Genomic DNA, 18,689 nt, shown 5'->3' on the forward strand with positions numbered 1-18,689 from the left:
ATGCTGCGAGTATTACAACGAATCGTTGAAGCCGTGAATCAGGCGCCAGATTTTAATGTGGCGCTGCAGACCATGGTGCGCCAAGTAAAGGAAGCTTTGGTGACAGATTCGTGTACCGTGTACCTAGCGAATCACGATCAGCAGCAATTTGTGTTAGCGGCAACAGACGGCCTGGAAATCAAATCTAAAAAACCGATTTATGTCCCCTTCGGCGAAGGGGTCATTAGTATGGCAGCATTTCGAGAAGAGCCGCTAAATATTCCGAATGCCCCTGAGCATCCTGCGTTTTATAAACTGAAACAGGTGGACGAACAACGCTATAAAGCAATGTTGGCCACACCCTTGATTCATCGTCGCCGCTTGTTTGGAGTGCTCGTGGTACAACAAGCGGAAGAGCGCGCTTTTACCCGTGATGAAGAGGCATTTATTATGACCTTGGCGGCGCAGCTTGCAGTGGTCATTGCTCATGCTGATGCGAAGGGTATTTTGCAGCTCACGCAACCGAAAACGACCTTGCATACGCTAAAGGGAATCCCTGCCGCACCTGGTGTGGCAATTGGTGAGGCTTTGGTGTTAACACCGCCAGCACGACTGAGTGAAGTGGTAGCGAAACGCACTGATATGCCGGAGCATGAAATTCGCGCATTTCGAGCTGCGGTGGCGCGAACACGCCACGAGCTAAGTACTATCAGTGAGAGCATGCGCGGACAAGTTGCTGAAGAGACCTTGGCAATTTTTGATGCGTACCATGCCATGATTGATTCGGCCAGTTTGGGGGCTGACGTTGAAAAAGCGATCAATGAAGGCTGGCGCGCACAAACTGCCTTGAAAATCGTCGTGGAACAGCTCGTCACGCAGTTTGAAAGTCTGGATGATGAATATATTCGAGAACGTGCGAGCGATGTGCGCGATTTAGGGAATCGTATCTTAGCGCATTTACAACATCGTGAAACACGCCGTCTCAACCCTCCTGCGCAGTGTATTTTGGTTGCCGATGAAGTCACGCCGACCATGTTGGCAGAATTGCCTCATACCGAGTTTTTAGGAATCGTTTCACTACGTGGTTCAAGCAATTCTCATGCTGCTATTCTGGCGCGTAGTATGGGCATTCCAGCTGTGCTGGGGGCTGATAACGTCCAATTAAGCGACGTGAACGGTGAGTTGCTAGTGGTTGATGGCTATGTGGGAGATGTGTTTATCAATCCTCCCTTGCAGTTGGAACAAGAATATCGACTGTTAGCCGATGAAGAGTTGGTATTGCGCCAAAAAATTATGAGCGCACGTGGGTTGCCAATAGAAACAACCGATGGCGTTCCAGTCCAATTACACCTCAATTGGGGGTTAAATACGGAACGTGGTTGGCTGAATGAACTGGACGTCAATGGTGTGGGACTATACCGCACCGAAATTCCTTTTATGATGCGTGATCGATTGCCCAGTGAATCGGAGCAGGAAGAGATTTACCGGCAAGTGCTGCAACAGTTTTGTGGCGCTCCAGTGGTTATGCGCACACTGGATGTTGGGGGGGATAAACCCTTACCTTATTTGCGCCTGCATGAAGAAAATCCATTCTTAGGTTGGCGTGGCATCCGCTTAACTCTGGACCATCCAGAGATTTTTTTGGTCCAGATTCGGGCCATGTTACGCGCTTCGCTGGACTGTAATAATCTGCAGATTTTGTTGCCAATGGTGACCAGTGCAGAAGAGGTCGATGAGTCCATTCGTCTCATTCATCAAGCGTATTATGAAGTCTCTGATGAGTTGGGTGATGATCGTTTGCAACAGCCACAAATCGGGGTGATGATTGAAGTGCCTGGGGTGATCTATCAGTTACAGAACATTGCTAGTAAAGTCGATTTTTTTTCAATTGGTACCAATGATCTCACCCAGTATTTATTGGCGGTCGATCGCAATAACAGCCGTGTCGCAAACTTGTATGATGCCTTTCATCCCGGCGTGTTACATGCACTAAAAGCAATTTTAGATCGGTGTACGGCGCTAGGAAAACCCGTTTCTGTGTGTGGTGAGCTTGCTGGCGAACCGGGTGGCGCAATGTTGTTGGTGGCGATGGGTTATCGCGACTTAAGTATGAATAGTTATAACGTGGATCGAATCCGCTGGATTATCCGTCATCTCGCTGCTGCTGACTTAGAAGAGGTTCTGGCCCGCGCATTGCGTGCACGAACCGTTGAAGAAGTTCATCAAATCGTCGTGTTGGCACTTGAAAATGCTGGTTTAGGCGGGTTCGTCCGAGCTGGTTCTTAAGATAAGAACAGAAGGAGTTGACGTGCTCTTAACGGGCTGGTTGTGGTGTTTAGGGGGCGGTATGTTCGCTGGCCTATTAGCTGGCTTGCTTGGCATTGGCGGCGGCTTGGTGATTGTCCCTTTACTCATTTATTTATTGCCCATTTTGGGCGTGCCGCAAGAACTTGTGGTGCAAATGGCAGTTGCGACATCGCTAGGCACAATTGTCATGACCACCATGAGCTCTGCTCGTTCCCATCTGCGTCATGGTCAAGTGAGCTTTTTCTGGGTACGGCGGTTGGTACCTGGGCTCATGGTGGGAGCTGCCCTTGGTGCGTGGCTGGCCACCATAATGAATCCTGCATGGTTACAACGAATCCTGGCTGTGGTGCTGTTGCTGTTAGCAGTCCGCATGTTGATTCCGCAGCGGGGCGGGGCGCCGCTAACCGGGGTATCAAAACGGCTCATTGCGCTGATAGCAAGCGCCATGGGGTCGCTCTCTGGGTTGGTTGGTATTGGTGGAGGCTCGTTAACGGTACCGTTGCTGCAACGGTTGAATGTTCCCATTCGTCAAGCCATTGCGGTATCCTCTGTGGGGAGTTTAAGTATTGGAGTGGCGGGAGTATTGACCTATATCCTGCTTGGCCAGCAGCACGCGGCAACAGATAGCTTGTTCGGTTACGTTCATGGGCCTGCATGGTTCGCTATTTCCATCACTTCCATCATTTTTGCGCCATTGGGTGCCCACCTGACACAGAAATTACCGGTAACATATTTGCAGCGTGGTTTTGCCGTACTGCTAGCAGTGTTGTCATTAAAGTTGGTTATAGGATAAGTCATGCAAACAAACTATCTCGTACACCCTAACATTGACCCCATTATTATCAGTATTGGGCCCCTGGATTTGCGTTGGTATGGCTTGATGTATCTCGTGGGTTTTTTGTTTGCTTGGTGGTGGGGAAATCGCCAGTGCCGTCAACCACACTATGTGGCCCAAGGGTGGAATGAAAAGCTCTTTAGCGATCTTTTGTTCTGGGCATTTATTGGGGTCATTGTCGGGGGCCGAGTTGGCTATGTGCTGTTTTATCAATGGCAATACTTCCTCGATAACCCACTCTATTTGTTCGATATTACCAGTGGTGGTATGTCTTTCCATGGTGGCTTGCTAGGCGTGATTGCGGTCCTTTGGTGGTTTGCTTGGCGTAATCAGCGTTCGCTCTTAGCCGTCGGTGATTTTATTGCGCCACTAGTCCCCATTGGTTTAGGCGCTGGCCGCATTGGTAACTTTATTAATGGTGAGCTGTGGGGACGAGTCACTGAGGTGCCGTGGGGAATGGTGTTTCCGGCTGCCGGGGAGCTCCCTCGCCATCCTTCGCAGTTATATCAAGCAGGGCTGGAAGGGCTGCTACTGTTCGTGATTCTTGCGCTTTACAGTCGTAAACCACGCCCGGTTGGCAGTATTGGAGGCTTATTCTTGGTCGGCTATGGTTGCGCTCGATTTGTGGTGGAGTATGCTCGTGAGCCCGATAGCCATTTGGGACTGTTAGCCTTTGGTTGGTCTATGGGACAATGGTTGTCGATGCCGATGATTGTGATTGGCTTAGGCTTGATAGTGCTGGCTTACAAACAACAAAATAAACAATAAGGAGCCGCTGCATGAAACAATATCTTGAGCTTTGTCAGCGCATTGTTGATGAAGGTGTATGGGTGAGTAACGAACGGACGGGGAAGCGTTGTTTAACCGTTATCAATGCCGATTTAGAATACCGAGTTGATCGCAATGAATTCCCGCTCATCACCACGCGTAAAAGTTATTGGAAAGCGGCTATTGCTGAATTACTGGGATACATTCGTGGCTACAGCAGTGCCGCAGATTTTCGCGCGTTAGGCACGCCTACTTGGGATGCCAATGCGAATCAAAACGAAGCTTGGTTGGCCAACCCCCATCGGCAAGGTCCGGATGATATGGGGCGAGTTTATGGCGTGCAAGCGCGCGCTTGGGCCAAGCCCGATGGCGGCACTCTTGATCAGTTGCGTAAGGTGGTCGATAACTTGCGCCGTGGTATAGATGATCGGGGGGAAATTATCACCTTCTATAACCCCGGTGAATTTCATTTAGGCTGCCTGCGACCGTGCATGCATACTCATAACTTCTCGTTGCTCGGCGATACACTTTACCTGACCAGCTATCAGCGTTCATGCGACGTGCCATTAGGCTTGAACTTTAACCAAGTACAAGTGTTTACCTTGTTGGCTTTGATGGCACAGATCACCGGCCATCAAGCAGGCACAGCCTACCATAAAATTGTCAATGCCCACATTTATGAAGACCAGTTAGCACTCATGCGTGATGTGCAACTGAAGCGGCAGCCTTTTGCAGCCCCCCAATTGGAGATCAATCCTGATATTCGTACCCTTGAGGATCTCGAAACTTGGGTTACCGTGGACGATTTTATGGTTCACAACTATCAATCTCATCCAGCCATTGCCTATCCATTCAGTGTATAGAGGCAGAGGATAACAATCATTATTAAGTGAGTCTGAGATGTCTGTTGTCGCATGGATCGCATTAGAAGCTAGAATTTCAGCCTGAAATTCCAAAGGGGAAAGCTCGTAACACATTGTTGAAGTTAGCTTTTCCCTTTTTTTCGATTTTTATTCCCGGCCGGATTTTGGGGTGATTGGGTCTTTAGCAAAAACCGCGTAAACCCTCGCCCAATCGGGAGGGGAGCAGTCAAAAGCCCTTGTTACAGCCGCAACAGATAGTCTGGTTATTCAGTAACAACCGCTCTAAGCAGCGGTATATTCATGCATTTTTTGTGTTAAACTATCTCCGGTTTTTTAACAGTCATTTAAGGAAATACGATTATGAAAAAACTGGGTTTGATTGCCGCTCTAAGTGCAGTAATGGGTTTGACTTCAACAGCAGTACTTGCGGCTGAATCACAACCGTCATTCGATTATATGAGCGCCTCATACTTGAACGCTGATGTAAGCGATATTCACGTTGGTGGTGCCAAGATTGATTATTCTCAGTCATTCAATGACAAGATCTTTGGCTACGCACAAGCGAGCTTCCTAACAAAAGGCGACCTTGACAACATTCAAGCGGTCGTTGGTTTCGGCTACAAGCACGCTATTGCGCCAGCAACAGCTTTATATGGTGTTATTGGGGTGGCTCATGATCGGATTGAGCTGGGCTCACTAAGCGATAGTGACACAGGTTACACGGCACTCGCAGGGGTACGTCATGCCTTCAATAACAAGTTTGAACTTGATGCCCACATTCAACACTTAGATGTGTGGGACGAAAGCGACCAAAGCTACGTTGTAGGTGGTAAGTATTACCTGAACCCATCATGGGCTTTGCAGGCCAATTACTCCTACATTGATAGCGACACAAGCATGCTGTCTTTTGGTGTGAGCTACAACTTCTAATTCCATCCGTGAATGATTCCTTGTTGGTTTAGGCACTCCTCTTGGGGTGCCTTTTTATTTAGGTTTCGGTTCATAGAGGTTTTTCAACGCCAAGACAGCAAAGCCCAATCGGTAGCGTGAATGACTGTTCTTGATAGTATTTTTCATGATGACTTAACACACCAAGAAGGAAATTTATCATGAGCAGTCACGCTACGTTCATGAAAGTTTACTGGTACCTATCGAGGAATAAATCCACTTCCAAGAGCGTGTGAATACTGGGTGACACCTGCTAGAATAGGGCGCTGGCGGTTACGGAGTAAGGTTTTCATGAGTAAAGAACGGTTTGCGGGAATACAGCGCGTTTACGGGACGGCAGCAGCCCAATCATTTCAATCCCAGCATGTGGCCGTGATCGGTCTTGGCGGCGTTGGCTCGTGGGCGGTGGAGGCACTTGCCCGTTCTGGCGTGGCGGGGTTAACCCTCATTGATCTTGATGATGTTTGTGTCACCAACATCAACCGCCAATTACCGGCCTTAACAAGCACCGTGGGGCAGCTGAAAACGGAAGTATTGGCCGCGCGGGTGAAAGATATTAACCCTGAATGCGACGTGCGCGTTATCGACGACTTCTTGACCGCTGATAACCTTGATGACTATTTGGGAGCGCCCGTTACTGCCGTGCTCGATGCTATTGATAGTGTGCCCGTCAAAGCCGCACTCATTGCTTGGTGTAAACGTCACAAGTTGCCACTAGTAATTTGTGGGGGTGCTGGGGGACAAATTGATCCCAACCAAGTCACCGCCACAGATTTAGCCAAAGTCACCCAAGATCCCTTGTTAGCCAAGGTTCGCTCCTTACTTCGTCGTGACTATCATTTTACCAGAACCCCCGGTCGCAACTTTGGCGTCACCGCAGTGTATTCGACGGAACAGCTTCGCTACCCCACCGCGGATGGTGGGTGGACCCATCAAAAGCCTGGCTCTGGAAGTATGCGGATGGATTGTGCGACAGGGTTTGGGGCGGCGATGCCGGTGACCGCGACCTTTGCGATGCACGCCGTCGCCTTATTATTACAAAAACTGCAGAACCTCAGAGTTCCCTCTGCTTAAGCACAGCGTTGAATGGCCTGCACCACTTGCTGCAGGCCATTGCGGCGTGAACTGCTTACAAACTCCGTTAACCCCAACGCTTGTAAGTAAGCGGTTAAGTTAAATGCTTGTACTTCGGCTGGGCTGGCGCCTTGCAACGCTTTGGCGAGCAACTGCAATAAACCAAGAATGGTTCGTGACTCACTGTCGAGTTGTAGCATCAACCCCTGTGCTGACCAGGTTACCTGAACCCATACCCGCGCCTCGCAGCCAAACACTTCCCGTTCCGACTGGCGAAAGTCATCGGGCAGTTTCGTTTGGCGTGCCAATTGGACCAAATAACGCAGCCGCTGTTCGCGCTCACCGAGAGCCTGGCGAAGTTGTTTGAGATCAAGTTCCGAGAGTTTGCCGTACATGAAAAGCCTAATAAAAACTATGTGATTGGAGGGTTTCATCAATAAAATCGTGCATAAGAGTACCATTATTGCTGCGAAAAATGTTAATCTTGCAGCGAGTTAAAAACCTCTAAACAGAACTCTAAACAACAGGAACGATAACATGAAAGTATTAGTGGCGGTCAAACGCGTCATTGATTACAACGTGAAGGTACGCGTGAAGGCGGACCAATCCGACGTTGATCTCGCTAACGTGAAAATGGCCCTGAACCCGTTCTGTGAAATCGCGGTTGAAGAAGCCGTTCGTTTGAAAGAGAAAGGGATTGCTAGTGAAGTGGTGGTTGTGAGTATTGGTCCAAAAACCGTACAAGAGCAACTTCGTACAGCACTTGCGCTCGGTGCTGATCGCGCCATTCACGTTGAAACCGATGACATGCCAGATTCACTGGCAGTCGCAAAATTGCTGCAAGCAGTGGTTGCCAATGAACAACCGCAATTGGTGATTTTGGGCAAACAAGCCATCGATTCCGATAACAACCAAACCGGCCAGATGTTGGGTGCTTTGACCGGCATGCCGCAAGGCACCTTCGCGTCTAAAGTCTCGGTTGAAGAAGGGGTGGTGAAGGTTACCCGTGAGGTTGATGGTGGCTTGCAAACCGTGCAACTTCAATTACCAGCCATTGTGACTACCGACCTTCGTTTGAATGAGCCGCGTTATGCGTCATTACCAAACATTATGAAAGCGAAGAAAAAACCACTCGATGTGACGACTCCTGCTGATTTAGGAGTGACCGTGGCGCGCACGGTGAAAGTGTTAAAGGTTGAAGCGCCTGCAGAACGGAGCGCCGGTGTGAAAGTTGCCGATGTCGCTGAGTTGGTTGAAAAATTAAAGAATGAGGCAAAAGTGCTATGAGTATTCTTGTCATTGCCGAACACGATAATGCTCGCTTAAATGCGGCAACATTGAAGACCATTGCGGCCGCAACCCAAATTGGTGGCGATATTACTGTCTTAGTGGCAGGACATCAGTGCCAAGCGGTGGTCACCGAAGCTGCGCAAGTTGCTCAAGTAAATAAAGTATTGCACGCTGATCATGCGGCCTATGAGCATTTTTTAGCGGAAAACTTGAGTGAGTTAGTGGTGGCATTGGGAGCTGGCTATCAACACATTTTAGCGCCAGCCACGACGACCGGTAAAAACTTTATGCCGCGGGTGGCAGCGTTGTTAGATGTTGCCCAAATCTCCGACATTATTGCGGTGGAAAGTGCGGACACCTTTAAACGCCCTATCTATGCGGGTAATGCGATTGCTACCGTACAGTCGAGCGATCCGGTGAAAGTGATTACTGTGCGTTCAACCGCATTTGATCCCGTTGTAGCAACAGGCGGCAATGCCTCTGTAGAGGTGATCAGCGAAGTGAAAGAAACAGCACAAGCTCAATTCGTTGGTGAAGAGTTAGCCCAGTCTGAACGTCCTGATTTAACGGCTGCTCGGGTTGTCATTTCGGGCGGACGAGGCATGCAAAACGGTGAAAACTTCCAAATGCTGGAGCGGATTGCCGATAAGTTAGGAGCTGCGGTTGGAGCGTCACGCGCTGCAGTTGATGCTGGCTTTGTACCGAACGATATGCAAGTGGGGCAAACCGGTAAAATTGTTGCACCTGAATTGTATATTGCCGTTGGGATTAGCGGCGCGATTCAGCACTTAGCGGGGATGAAAGACTCGAAAGTGATCGTGGCCATTAATAAAGATGAAGAAGCACCTATCTTCCAAGTGGCAGATTACGGCCTTGTTGCCGATTTGTTCGAAGTATTACCAGAGCTAGAGCAACAACTGTAACTGATTCATCAGTCGTTTATCGAGGAATCTCCGTCCACACTTTGTGGGCGGAGATTTTTTATTTTGGGTTAATAACGAGTTAATTTTTCCACACGAATCACTTGCATATTTGCAACTCATCGGACATGATTGTTGCTATAACATCCTAATTGGATTAGGTGGCTAACATGAAAAGAAGAACAACTATGCTTAAAAAATTACCGATCGCGTCAGCAATCGCGCTGGCATTAGCAGGCACAGCAAGCGTTCAGGCAGCGGATTTCGAAGTGGGTGATTTCCGTATTAAGTTTGATTCTATCATCTCTTATGGTGCAGCTTGGCGGATGGAAGACCAAGACCTTCGCTTTATTCATCCAGGAAATATGGCAGGTGGTACAGGGCAATCAGGTGTTGCTGATGATGGTAACTTGAACTATGACAAAGGCGATATGGTATCGTCGGTGATCAAAGGGGTTCATGACTTGAGTATTGATGGCGGTAACATCGGTGCTTTCGTACGTTTTAAATATTGGTATGACGACGTAATTAGAAATCAAGAAGTTGCACACGGTCATACAGCCACGAATTATTATCCAGATGTGACGTTAGATCATGATGGTCTCGATAGCTGGTCCAGCGGTTCTGGTATTAAGCTACTCGATGCTTTCGTCTATGGCTATTTTGACCTAGGTGATATGCCAGTCAACGTACGCTTGGGGCGTCAAGTTCTGAGTTGGGGTGAAAGTACCTTTATCCTGAACGGCATCAACGCGATCAACCCAATTGACGTGAACTCGACTCGTCGACCTGGGGTGGAAATTAAAGAAGCGTTATTGCCGGTAGGCATGTTAAACGTGAACTTGGGCTTAGGTGACAACACCAGCTTAGACATGTTCTACCAATATGAGTGGGATGACTACAAGTTGGATGGTTGTGGTACCTTCTTCTCTACCGTAGATATTTTAGGCGGACCAGGTTGTAACAAGGTGACGTTAAACCCTACCTTGGTGCCGAACGATCCTAGTTCTAACTTAAGTGACCGTGACTCAGTCATGTACGGTACTTATATTGATCGCCGTGCGGACATTACCCCGGATGATGGCGGCCAATACGGTTTCGCGCTGCGTCATTATGCCACCAGCATTGATACTGAGTTTGGTCTTTACTTCATGAATATCCATACTCAAACGCCAATTATTTCGGCGTACAACTGGATTGAGCAACCGTCACCGGCGTTGAACCACCCAAATGGCCTTCCAATTGCAGGGCCTGACTATGTGTTGGAGTTCCCGGAAGATCAGAAAATCTTCGGTGTGAGTGCGTCAACCTTAGTTGGTAGCTGGTCAGTAGGTGCTGAAGTGAGCCACCGATTGGATATGCCGGTACAGATTAATACGACTGAAATCTTGACCGCTGGTTTACGTGCGGGTGTGCCAAGCACTTTCAGCAACCGCATCAAGTATGACAACGCCGGTAACATGACCAACTTGGGTGAATTGCAACACGGCTATGATGAGTATGATGTCACTCAGTGGCAGTTGACCGGGGTACGCTTCTTTGAGCGTTTCTTGGGTGCTGACCGTTACACCTTTATTGGTGAAGTTGCGGTGAGCAAGGTGCATGGTCTGGTCGGTCTGGACGAGCAACGTTATGGTCGTAACCCAGTGTTTGGTAAGTGTTTAACGGTTGCAGATCAAAACGCATTGGGGAACCCAACAGCAGCGTTAGACATTAACTGTGAAGGCTTTGTCACCTCATCCTCATGGGGTTATCGGACGCGTTTAGTGGGTGAATACAACAACGTATTTGCTGGTTGGAACGTTAGCCCGACTATCGCTTTCGGCCATGACGTTCATGGTTACTCTGCCAACTCGAACTTTATTGAAGGTCGTAAGACCATTGGTTTGAGCGTTGATTTCAGCTACTTGTCGAAGTACAAAATTGGTGTGGCGTACAACATCACCGATGGTGCTGCTTACGATCCAGCGGATGACCGTGATTTTGCAGCAATTAGCTTTAGCTACAGTTTCTAAACGACTGTGATGAAAAAAACCGCCATTACGGCGGTTTTTTTTTACCATTAGTCGCGTTCGGCATGAACTTCGGTGCCATATTTCCGATAGTAACCTCACCAACCAATAAAAAAGACAACAAGGATATCCACCATGAAAAGGTTTTTACCCCTGCTGATGGTATTCGCCACCACGAATGCGGTTGCTCAGCCTGCTGATACCAGTGCAGCTCAACACCAGTTGTTTCAGCTCGAGGATGTGTTTCAACTAGAATATGCATCACAACCAGCCGTTCACCCGGACGGAAGTTACACGGTGTTTGTGCGTAATTACATGGATATTATGTCCGACCGCCGGCTAGGAAACTTATGGCGAGTGGATCATCAAGGTGAGATGCGCCCATTAACCGGTGGGGTTGCCAATGATCATTCGCCTACCTGGTCACCGGACGGCAGTGTGCTCGCTTTTGTCTCCAATCGTACCGGCAGCAATCAAATTCACCTGTACTGGACGGATACGCGTGATCATGCGCCTATGACACGTTTAACCGGCAGTCCGAGTCAATTAACTTGGTCACCTGACGGGCAATGGTTGGCGTTTACGATGTTTACTCCGCAGCAGAAGTCTGCTCCGGTGAAGCTGCCAGGGAAACCCAAAGGTGCAAATTGGGCGGAGCCGGCCATATACATTGATAAAGACAATTACCGATTCGATGGGGCTGGTTATGCAGCTGATGGCTATACGCAGATTTATGTGGTTCCCGCTGCTGGAGGAACCCCTCGTCAGTTAACCCATGACGAATTCAACCATGGGGGACAGCTCACTTGGACAGGCGATAGCAAGCACATTATTTTTTCGGCGAATCGTCGAGACGATGCATTCCATCAACCGAATAACTCTGAGCTTTACCAAGTATCAGTCACCGATGGTGCAATTGTTCAGCTCACCGACCGCAACGGTCCCGATCGCTCTCCACAAGTTAGCCCTGACGGTAAAAAGTTGGCATGGCTGGGGTACGACGACGGCTATATGAGTTATCAGCTGACTCATCTGTATGTCATGGAATTAGACGGTAAAAGTTCGCCCAAACTGCTCACTGCTGATTTAGATTATGCGGTGGCCAATGTGAAATGGTCGGCCGATAGCAAGGGGGTGTATTACAGCTTTGACCGTGAAGGGAAGGGGGTGATTGCGTATCAAACTCTCACCGGCGAACGTCGAGAGTTGACCGATGCCATGGGTGGTTTAAGTTACACGCGCCCCTACAGTGGGGGTACCTATGATGTCAGTAAACACGGTGACCTGGTGTATACCCTTGCCCACCCTTATCGACCTGCCGATTTAATGTTGCAGGCTGGCACCGCAACCCGTCAACTGACTCAGTTGAATGAGGATGCGTTGGCGCATAAGACGTTGGGACGGGTGGAGGAAATTTGGTATGACTCACAGCATGGAGATTACAAAATTCAAGGCTGGATTGCTTATCCACCTAACTTTGATCCGCAACAAAAATACCCACTGATTCTTGAAATCCACGGCGGTCCTCATACGGCGTATGCCGGTTCGTTTGCGGCAGAAATCCAATTAATGGCAGCCAACGGCTATGTGGTGTTATATACCAACCCGCGCGGGAGCACGAGTTACGGTGAAAAGTTTGCGCAAGAGATCCATCATAACTACCCGAGCAAAGATTACACGGATTTAATGGATGGTGTTGATGCGGTTATCGCCAAAGGCTTTATCGATGAGCAGCGTCTGTATGTGACTGGTGGCAGTGGCGGTGGCGTACTGACCGCATGGACGGTATCACACACCGATCGCTTCGCCGCTGCGGTGGTGGCAAAGCCGGTGATTAACTGGTACAGCTTTGTGTTAACGGCCGATAGCTATAACTACTTTAGTAAGTACTGGTTTCCGGGCAAGCCTTGGGAGCATCAGGAACATTACATGAAGTACTCACCGATTAGCTACGTGGGGCAAGTGAAAACACCCACCATGTTGTTGACCGGCGACGCGGATTATCGAACGCCTATTTCAGAAACAGAGCAGTACTATCAAGCCCTGAAATTAGCAGGGGTCAAAACAGCGATGGTTCGTGTGCCAGATGCCCCTCATGGGATTGCCAACCGACCGTCAAACTTAATGGCGAAAGTGGCTTATATTCTGCACTGGTTTAATGAGCACGCAGAGCAAAAATAAGTCTTTTGGGAATCGTTCAGCTGGGTGGCGCAACCGTTATTGCGCCACCAATTCCTGTAGTAACTGTTCATAACGCTCATTCATGAGCTCTTTGCTGTAATTCACAAAGGCATGTTCGCGGGCGCGCTGGGCCATTGCTGCCGCACTTTCATCCTGTTCCATCAGTTGACGCAATTGAGACGCTAAGTGGTCAGCATCACGATGACGATGCAGTAAGCCGAAGGATTGCTCCGCCAGCACCTCTTGCACACCAGGCACGGCACTGCCGATAACCGCACAGCCTGCCGCCATGGCCTCTAATAAAGTAAGCGGCATGCCTTCATAATGGGTGCACTGGACAAAGTATTTATGTTCAGCCAGTAATTCTGGAACTTGATTGGAATACCCCCGCCAATCGATTAAGTCCGCAACACCTAAGTCGGCGCCCAGTCGCTGCAAGGCGTCAACCATGCGCGACTTTCCTTTGCCGACAATGGTAAGCGGTAACTCAATGCCTTGTTGGCGTAATTTGGCGATTGCGGCAATTAAGGTGGCATGATCTTTTTGCTTGGCAATTCGCGCTACCATTAATACTTTGGGCAAGCGACTGGACCATGGCGGTGGCTCCGCGGCAAACGGCTGAAGATTGATGCCATTAGGAATGGCGATGCATTTTTCGGCAGGCAACCCTTGTTGCAATAACGCCAGCCGTACCCCTTCGGAACACCCCACAATTTTATCGGTGTATTGTGCCAACCAACGTGATTGAGCAAGTCGCCAGTGGGTGTAGCGTTCCTTGGTATTATGTTCCACTTGAACCACCACCGGTACTTTGGCGAGTAAAGCGGCATAGCGTCCCCACAAGTGCTCACTGAAGCCGTGTGCTAACACCACATCCGGTTTGAATTGGCGACAGAATGCCGCCAGTTCCCAAATGGTGGTGAGGTGGGTCCAGTTATTCACTTGATGCAAGGGCACCCCTGCCGCTTTCAGCTCTTGCACACGACGTTGATCGCCTCGCGCTTTCTTGCGCAAAACCAACATGGGCTCTTGGTCATTCGATTCCATACCAGCGCGGACGAGACCTAGGGCGACTTGGGTCGCGCCGCCGGAAAAACCGCCGGTGACAAAATGCAGCACCCGAATCTTTTTCAAGCCATTCATTTGTGGGAGTAGTTTCCGTATGATGTTGAGAGTGTCAAAACTATACCACAGGTTGAGAACGATGATCAGTTGGACAGACGTGCTAGATTGTGAAAAACAGCAACCCTATTTCCAAGAATTGTTAGCGCGTGTTGCCAGTGCACGAGAGCAGGGGAAAGTCATTTATCCGCCCCAGCAGCAAGTTTTTGCTGCGTTCAAGGCCACGCCTTTACAGCAGTTACGCGTGGTGATTTTAGGGCAGGATCCGTATCACGGCCCTGGCCAAGCCCATGGTTTGAGCTTTTCAGTGCCTGCCGGGGTGCCGCACCCACCGTCGTTACGTAATATTTTCAAAGCGATTCAACAGGATTATCCCGAGTTTCAAATCCCACAATCGGGTGACTTAAGTCATTGGGCTGCTCAGGGCGTGTTATTGCTGAATACGGTGTTAACTGTGGAACAAGGCAAAGCGCATTCACATGCCACGTGGGGGTGGGAGCAATTTACGGATACCGTGATTGCCGGCATTAATGACCATTGTCAGGGCATTATCTTTTTGCTGTGGGGGGCACATGCGCAAAAGAAAGGGGCGTTGATTGATCGTCAACGGCACCATGTTTTAGAGACAGCACATCCCTCGCCCTTATCGGCACACCGTGGCTTTTTTAGTGCTGGGCACTTTCGCCGAACGAATGAACTACTTGCTGCTCAGGGCAAGGGAGTCATTCAGTTTTAGAAATCGAAGTCGTCCAGGTCGCCATCGAAATCCAAGTTAATGTCTTGGAGTTCTTCGCGTAGGCGATACTTTTCTTTCAGCATTTCAATTTCGCGCCATTTGCCTGCTGATGACTTCTTACGTGACTTAGATGCAACTTGCTTGAGCTCTTCTGAATGATCCATGGGACCCTCCGGCTATTCTGTTTATTGTTTTAATGTGATGCATCGAGCATCATTCTTATAACATGGGTTGGTGGAAATGTGAACACTTGCATCCTTCCCCCTAAAAAACGTATAATTCGCGCCCATTAAAATTGTTCTTTTACAGCACAGGTAATTGGTATGCATCCGATGTTAAACATAGCGGTGCGCGCAGCGCGTGTGGCCGGCAAAATTTTAGTCAAAAGCTTTGGTGTCGAAGTGGACCTTAATGTCACGACGAAAAGCCAAAACGATTTCGTGAGTGAGCTCGACCGTGTTGCCGAAGATGCAATTATTAACGTCATTCGCAAAGCCTATCCTGATCACGCCATCATGGCGGAGGAAAGTGGTCATAACGAAGGGCGCGATAACGACCATCAATGGATTATTGATCCCTTAGATGGCACCACCAATTACGTGCGCGGTATCCCTCACTTTGCCATCTCCATTGCATACGCCTATAAGGGTGTGGTGCAGGCTGGAGTGGTGTATGACCCATTACGCGAAGAACTATTCACTGCGAGCCGTGGCCAAGGGGCCCAATTGAATGGCAGACGGATTCGTGTCACCAATCATAAAGATTTAAATGGCGCCTTACTGGCGACTGGCTTCCCGTTCAAACGCAAAGATTTAGTCGCAGATTACACCGCTTTGTTTACGGAATTATTTCAACATACTGCCGACATGCGTCGAGCGGGTTCTGCGGCGTTAGATTTAGCCTACGTGGCCAATGGCCGGATTGACGGGTACTGGGAGTTCAGCCTACAGCCGTGGGATATTGCAGCCGGTCAACTCATTGCGCGTGAAGCAGGAGCCATCGTGACTGATTTCGGTGGCGGTCATCACTTTATGAAAACCGGCCATGTGGTTGCTGGCGCGCCAAAAGTTGTTCAGCACTTACTGATGATCGCAAAAAACAAACTACCAGAGTCCTTGCGTTAATATGTTACAGCAGATTCGTATTGTGCTGGTGAATACCAGTCATACCGGCAACATTGGCTCAGTGGCTCGGGCGATGAAAACAATGGGCTTGAGCCAGCTGTATTTAGTGGATCCAGTTCAGCCTCCCGATAGCCATGCTTCTGCCTTGGCTGCGGGAGCAACGGATGTGCTTTATAGCGCGGTGCAAGTCGAGACCCTTGCGGAAGCCATTCATGATTGCGGGTTGGTTGTGGGCACCAGTGCTCGTAACCGTACGTTAGACTGGCCTTTGCTAGGCCCGCGTGAAGCAGCGAGCAAAGTGTTGGCGGAAGCATCTCATTATCCTGTGGCATTGGTGTTTGGGCGAGAAAGTAGCGGCCTGACCAATGATGAGCTGCATCAATGTACGCATCATGTGCATATTCCTACGAATCCTGATTACAGCTCTCTCAATTTGGCCATGGCGGTGCAAACCCTTGCGTATGAAATACGCATGCAATATTTAGAGGCGCACCAGCAACCAGAGCCGGACACGACGGTTTACCCCCGCGCTGAAGATCTCGAGCGTTTTTATGTGCATTTGGAAGCGACGTTAAAAGATACTGGCTTTATTATTAAAAACCATCCGGGCCATGTGATGACTAAATTACGCCGCCTGTTTAGCCGAGCACGCCCCGAAGAAGTCGAGTTGAATATACTGCGCGGAATCCTCACTTCGATTGATAAGAAAATCCGATAAGCGCTATCGATTTGCTCCCTGAATAATAGTTGACTAAATTGGTCGGGAATGACAAAATAAGGGCCTAACTAATTGGAGGCATCGCTATGCGCTTAACCTCAAAAGGCCGTTATGCAGTTACTGCAATGATCGACGTGGCGCTTCATACAGACCAAGGTCCGGTTCCGTTGGCAGATATTTCTGAGCGCCAGGGAATCTCCTTAAGTTATTTAGAGCAATTGTTTGCGCGTTTACGCAAGCATGGCTTGGTCAGTAGTGTTCGAGGCCCCGGCGGCGGTTATCGGCTGGGGTTAGAACCTCAACTTATTTCTATTAGTGCGGTCATTCAGGCCGTGGACGAAAGCTTTGATGCAACCCGTTGCCAAGGTAAAGGGGACTGTCAAGGCGGTAGCCGGTGTTTAACACACTCATTGTGGACCGGTTTAAGCGAACGAATTGAAGATTTTCTCGCCGGCATTAGTTTGGCTGAGTTGGTCCAGCAAGAAGATGTGGCAACGGTCGCAAAGCGCCAAAGTCAACGTATGGCCGACCAGAAAAAACGCGAGAACCAAATTGCATTGAGCCAGTAAGCAGTCTGGCAAGAGGAGTAGCTTGATGAAATTACCGATTTATTTAGATTACGCAGCAACCACGCCGGCCGATCCGCGCGTTGCTGAGAAAATGATGCAGTACTTGACCCTTGATGGGCAGTTCGGTAACCCGGCATCGCGGTCACACCGGTTTGGCTGGCAAGCGGAAGAAGCGGTGGACATTGCTCGTAACCACATTGCCGATTTAATCAATGCCGACCCTCGTGAAATTGTGTTCACTTCCGGTGCGACTGAGTCAGATAACTTAGCTATTAAAGGCGCGGCCCAGTTTTACAGTAAAAAAGGCAAGCACATTATTACCGTGAAAACTGAGCATAAAGCCGTGTTAGATACGTGCCGTGAGCTCGAGCGCGAGGGCTATGAAGTCACCTACTTAGACGTAAAAAGTGATGGGTTAATTGACCTTGACGTATTCAAGGCAGCCCTGCGTGAAGACACTGTTTTGGTCAGTGTAATGCACGTTAATAACGAAGTGGGTGTAGTACAAGATATTGAAACCATTGGAAACTTATGTCGCGCAAATGGCACTATTTTCCACGTCGACGGAGCGCAGAGCACCGGGAAGATTCCAGTCGATATGGCCACCATGCCAATCGATTTGTTTAGTATTTCTGGGCATAAAATGTACGGGCCAAAAGGAATCGGTGCCTTGTATGTACGCCGTAAACCACGGGTGCGTTTAAATGCTCAAATGCATGGCGGTGGTCACGAGCGTGGCATGCGTTCAGGCACTTTAGCGACGCATCAAATTGTCGGTTTCGGTGAAGCTGCGCGAATTGCGAAAGAAGAAATGGCTGCCGATCAAGAACGTTTCAAGCAGCTGCGTGAGCGGTTGTGGAACGGCATTAAAGACATTGAAGAAGTGTATATCAATGGTAGCCAAACCCATAGCGTTCCCAACATCTTCAACGTGAGTTTTAACTATGTGGAAGGTGAAAGCTTGATTATGGCATTGAAAGATCTTGCCGTATCATCAGGCTCTGCATGTACTTCGGCCAGTTTAGAGCCTTCGTATGTGCTGCGCGCACTTGGTCGTGATGATGAGTTAGCGCATAGCTCCATTCGCTTTAGCTTTGGCCGGTTTACGACAGAAGCTGAGATTGACTACGCCATCGCACAAATTAATCAATCGATTGGTCGTCTACGTGACATGTCACCCCTTTGGGATATGTATAAAGACGGCGTCGACCTGAGCAAGGTCGAATGGGTGGCACACTAAGAG

General features: G+C 49.2%; 18 protein-coding genes. 15 read left to right on the forward strand and 3 right to left on the reverse strand.

Going from position 1 to position 18,689, the window contains the following annotated elements:
* The 6 genes from ptsP to tcdA all read left to right on the forward strand — a co-directional run bounded on the left by ptsP (position 1) and on the right by tcdA (position 6,774).
* Positions 1 to 2,265 (forward strand): phosphoenolpyruvate--protein phosphotransferase, encoded by a 2,265-nt coding sequence (ptsP, locus tag BLP64_RS03710; protein ID WP_092591878.1) that lies wholly within the window; start codon positions 1 to 3, stop codon positions 2,263 to 2,265.
* 22 nt (positions 2,266 to 2,287) lie between these two features.
* On the forward strand, positions 2,288 to 3,079 hold the full coding sequence (locus BLP64_RS03715) for a sulfite exporter TauE/SafE family protein (RefSeq protein WP_092591880.1): 792 nt from the start codon (positions 2,288 to 2,290) through the stop codon (positions 3,077 to 3,079).
* A gap of 3 nt (positions 3,080 to 3,082) precedes the next feature.
* Positions 3,083 to 3,889, forward strand: a complete 807-nt coding sequence (gene lgt, locus BLP64_RS03720) for a prolipoprotein diacylglyceryl transferase (RefSeq protein ID WP_092591882.1) — start codon at positions 3,083 to 3,085, stop codon at positions 3,887 to 3,889.
* Positions 3,890 to 3,900: 11 nt separating this feature from the next.
* Positions 3,901 to 4,752, forward strand: coding sequence for a thymidylate synthase (locus BLP64_RS03725; protein WP_092591884.1), 852 nt, complete (start codon positions 3,901 to 3,903; stop codon positions 4,750 to 4,752).
* 360 nt (positions 4,753 to 5,112) lie between these two features.
* Positions 5,113 to 5,682 carry an outer membrane beta-barrel protein gene (locus tag BLP64_RS03730; protein ID WP_092591886.1) on the forward strand — a complete coding sequence of 190 codons (570 nt, stop codon included), beginning with the start codon at positions 5,113 to 5,115 and terminating at the stop codon, positions 5,680 to 5,682.
* 309 nt (positions 5,683 to 5,991) lie between these two features.
* On the forward strand, positions 5,992 to 6,774 hold the full coding sequence (gene tcdA / locus BLP64_RS03735; protein WP_092591888.1) for a tRNA cyclic N6-threonylcarbamoyladenosine(37) synthase TcdA: 783 nt from the start codon (positions 5,992 to 5,994) through the stop codon (positions 6,772 to 6,774).
* Here the strand turns inward: tcdA and BLP64_RS03740 are convergent.
* A complete protein-coding gene (locus tag BLP64_RS03740) occupies positions 6,771 to 7,169 on the reverse strand; it encodes a SufE family protein (protein ID WP_176754908.1) in 399 nt (132 codons plus the stop codon). The genes tcdA and BLP64_RS03740 overlap by 4 nt on opposite strands.
* Before the next feature lie 142 nt (positions 7,170 to 7,311).
* Here BLP64_RS03740 and BLP64_RS03745 point away from each other — a divergent pair, with 142 nt between their 5' ends.
* From BLP64_RS03745 to BLP64_RS03760, 4 genes are all read left to right on the forward strand, one after another.
* Positions 7,312 to 8,061 carry an electron transfer flavoprotein subunit beta/FixA family protein gene (locus tag BLP64_RS03745; RefSeq protein WP_092591892.1) on the forward strand — a complete coding sequence of 250 codons (750 nt, stop codon included), beginning with the start codon at positions 7,312 to 7,314 and terminating at the stop codon, positions 8,059 to 8,061.
* Positions 8,058 to 8,987 carry an electron transfer flavoprotein subunit alpha/FixB family protein gene (locus BLP64_RS03750; protein ID WP_092591894.1) on the forward strand — a complete coding sequence of 310 codons (930 nt, stop codon included), beginning with the start codon at positions 8,058 to 8,060 and terminating at the stop codon, positions 8,985 to 8,987. The genes BLP64_RS03745 and BLP64_RS03750 overlap by 4 nt, the downstream gene beginning before the upstream one ends.
* 167 nt (positions 8,988 to 9,154) lie before the next feature.
* Positions 9,155 to 10,999 (forward strand): DUF1302 domain-containing protein, encoded by a 1,845-nt coding sequence (locus BLP64_RS03755; protein WP_233340096.1) that lies wholly within the window; start codon positions 9,155 to 9,157, stop codon positions 10,997 to 10,999.
* Positions 11,000 to 11,131: 132 nt separating this feature from the next.
* The gene (locus BLP64_RS03760) at positions 11,132 to 13,177 is read left to right on the forward strand and encodes a S9 family peptidase (protein WP_092591898.1); all 2,046 of its coding nucleotides are present in this window, start codon (positions 11,132 to 11,134) and stop codon (positions 13,175 to 13,177) included.
* 36 nt (positions 13,178 to 13,213) lie between these two features.
* Here BLP64_RS03760 and BLP64_RS03765 read toward each other — a convergent pair whose 3' ends face one another.
* The gene (locus tag BLP64_RS03765) at positions 13,214 to 14,320 is read right to left on the reverse strand and encodes a glycosyltransferase (protein ID WP_092591900.1); all 1,107 of its coding nucleotides are present in this window, start codon (positions 14,318 to 14,320) and stop codon (positions 13,214 to 13,216) included.
* Between the two features lie 64 nt (positions 14,321 to 14,384).
* Here BLP64_RS03765 and ung point away from each other — a divergent pair, with 64 nt between their 5' ends.
* Positions 14,385 to 15,035 (forward strand): uracil-DNA glycosylase, encoded by a 651-nt coding sequence (gene ung / locus BLP64_RS03770; RefSeq protein WP_199286037.1) that lies wholly within the window; start codon positions 14,385 to 14,387, stop codon positions 15,033 to 15,035.
* On the opposite strand, the gene BLP64_RS03775 is transcribed toward ung, so the two are convergent.
* Positions 15,032 to 15,199, reverse strand: coding sequence for a DUF3545 family protein (locus tag BLP64_RS03775; protein ID WP_092591904.1), 168 nt, complete (start codon positions 15,197 to 15,199; stop codon positions 15,032 to 15,034). The two genes, ung and BLP64_RS03775, sit on opposite strands and share 4 nt — an antisense overlap.
* Before the next feature lie 159 nt (positions 15,200 to 15,358).
* On the opposite strand from BLP64_RS03775, the gene suhB reads away from it, so the two are divergent.
* The 4 genes from suhB (at position 15,359) to BLP64_RS03795 (ending at position 18,686) form a co-directional block, all read left to right on the forward strand.
* A complete protein-coding gene (gene suhB, locus BLP64_RS03780) occupies positions 15,359 to 16,159 on the forward strand; it encodes an inositol-1-monophosphatase (RefSeq protein WP_092591906.1) in 801 nt (266 codons plus the stop codon).
* Position 16,160: 1 nt separating this feature from the next.
* Positions 16,161 to 16,877: a tRNA (cytosine(32)/uridine(32)-2'-O)-methyltransferase TrmJ gene (gene trmJ, locus BLP64_RS03785; RefSeq protein WP_092591908.1), complete on the forward strand. Its 717-nt coding sequence runs from the start codon at positions 16,161 to 16,163 to the stop codon at positions 16,875 to 16,877.
* 86 nt (positions 16,878 to 16,963) lie between these two features.
* A complete protein-coding gene (iscR, locus tag BLP64_RS03790) occupies positions 16,964 to 17,446 on the forward strand; it encodes a Fe-S cluster assembly transcriptional regulator IscR (protein ID WP_092591910.1) in 483 nt (160 codons plus the stop codon).
* A gap of 25 nt (positions 17,447 to 17,471) precedes the next feature.
* On the forward strand, positions 17,472 to 18,686 hold the full coding sequence (locus BLP64_RS03795) for an IscS subfamily cysteine desulfurase (RefSeq protein ID WP_092591913.1): 1,215 nt from the start codon (positions 17,472 to 17,474) through the stop codon (positions 18,684 to 18,686).
* The last annotated feature ends 3 nt before the right edge of the window (positions 18,687 to 18,689 follow it).

It is taken from the genome of Pseudidiomarina indica (assembly GCF_900104245.1).
In the GTDB taxonomy this organism is placed as follows: domain Bacteria; phylum Pseudomonadota; class Gammaproteobacteria; order Enterobacterales; family Alteromonadaceae; genus Pseudidiomarina; species Pseudidiomarina indica.

Coding starts and splice junctions, on each gene's coding strand:
- BLP64_RS03795 (WP_092591913.1), top strand. CDS start 17,472: ATGAAATTACCGATTTATTTAGATTACGCAGCAACCACGCCGGCCGAT.
- BLP64_RS03765 (WP_092591900.1), bottom strand. CDS start 14,320: ATGAATGGCTTGAAAAAGATTCGGGTGCTGCATTTTGTCACCGGCGGT.
- BLP64_RS03775 (WP_092591904.1), bottom strand. CDS start 15,199: ATGGATCATTCAGAAGAGCTCAAGCAAGTTGCATCTAAGTCACGTAAG.
- trmJ (WP_092591908.1), top strand. CDS start 16,161: ATGTTACAGCAGATTCGTATTGTGCTGGTGAATACCAGTCATACCGGC.
- ptsP (WP_092591878.1), top strand. CDS start 1: ATGCTGCGAGTATTACAACGAATCGTTGAAGCCGTGAATCAGGCGCCA.
- BLP64_RS03760 (WP_092591898.1), top strand. CDS start 11,132: ATGAAAAGGTTTTTACCCCTGCTGATGGTATTCGCCACCACGAATGCG.
- iscR (WP_092591910.1), top strand. CDS start 16,964: ATGCGCTTAACCTCAAAAGGCCGTTATGCAGTTACTGCAATGATCGAC.
- suhB (WP_092591906.1), top strand. CDS start 15,359: ATGCATCCGATGTTAAACATAGCGGTGCGCGCAGCGCGTGTGGCCGGC.
- BLP64_RS03725 (WP_092591884.1), top strand. CDS start 3,901: ATGAAACAATATCTTGAGCTTTGTCAGCGCATTGTTGATGAAGGTGTA.
- lgt (WP_092591882.1), top strand. CDS start 3,083: ATGCAAACAAACTATCTCGTACACCCTAACATTGACCCCATTATTATC.
- BLP64_RS03745 (WP_092591892.1), top strand. CDS start 7,312: ATGAAAGTATTAGTGGCGGTCAAACGCGTCATTGATTACAACGTGAAG.
- BLP64_RS03755 (WP_233340096.1), top strand. CDS start 9,155: ATGAAAAGAAGAACAACTATGCTTAAAAAATTACCGATCGCGTCAGCA.
- tcdA (WP_092591888.1), top strand. CDS start 5,992: ATGAGTAAAGAACGGTTTGCGGGAATACAGCGCGTTTACGGGACGGCA.
- BLP64_RS03750 (WP_092591894.1), top strand. CDS start 8,058: ATGAGTATTCTTGTCATTGCCGAACACGATAATGCTCGCTTAAATGCG.
- BLP64_RS03730 (WP_092591886.1), top strand. CDS start 5,113: ATGAAAAAACTGGGTTTGATTGCCGCTCTAAGTGCAGTAATGGGTTTG.
- BLP64_RS03740 (WP_176754908.1), bottom strand. CDS start 7,169: ATGTACGGCAAACTCTCGGAACTTGATCTCAAACAACTTCGCCAGGCT.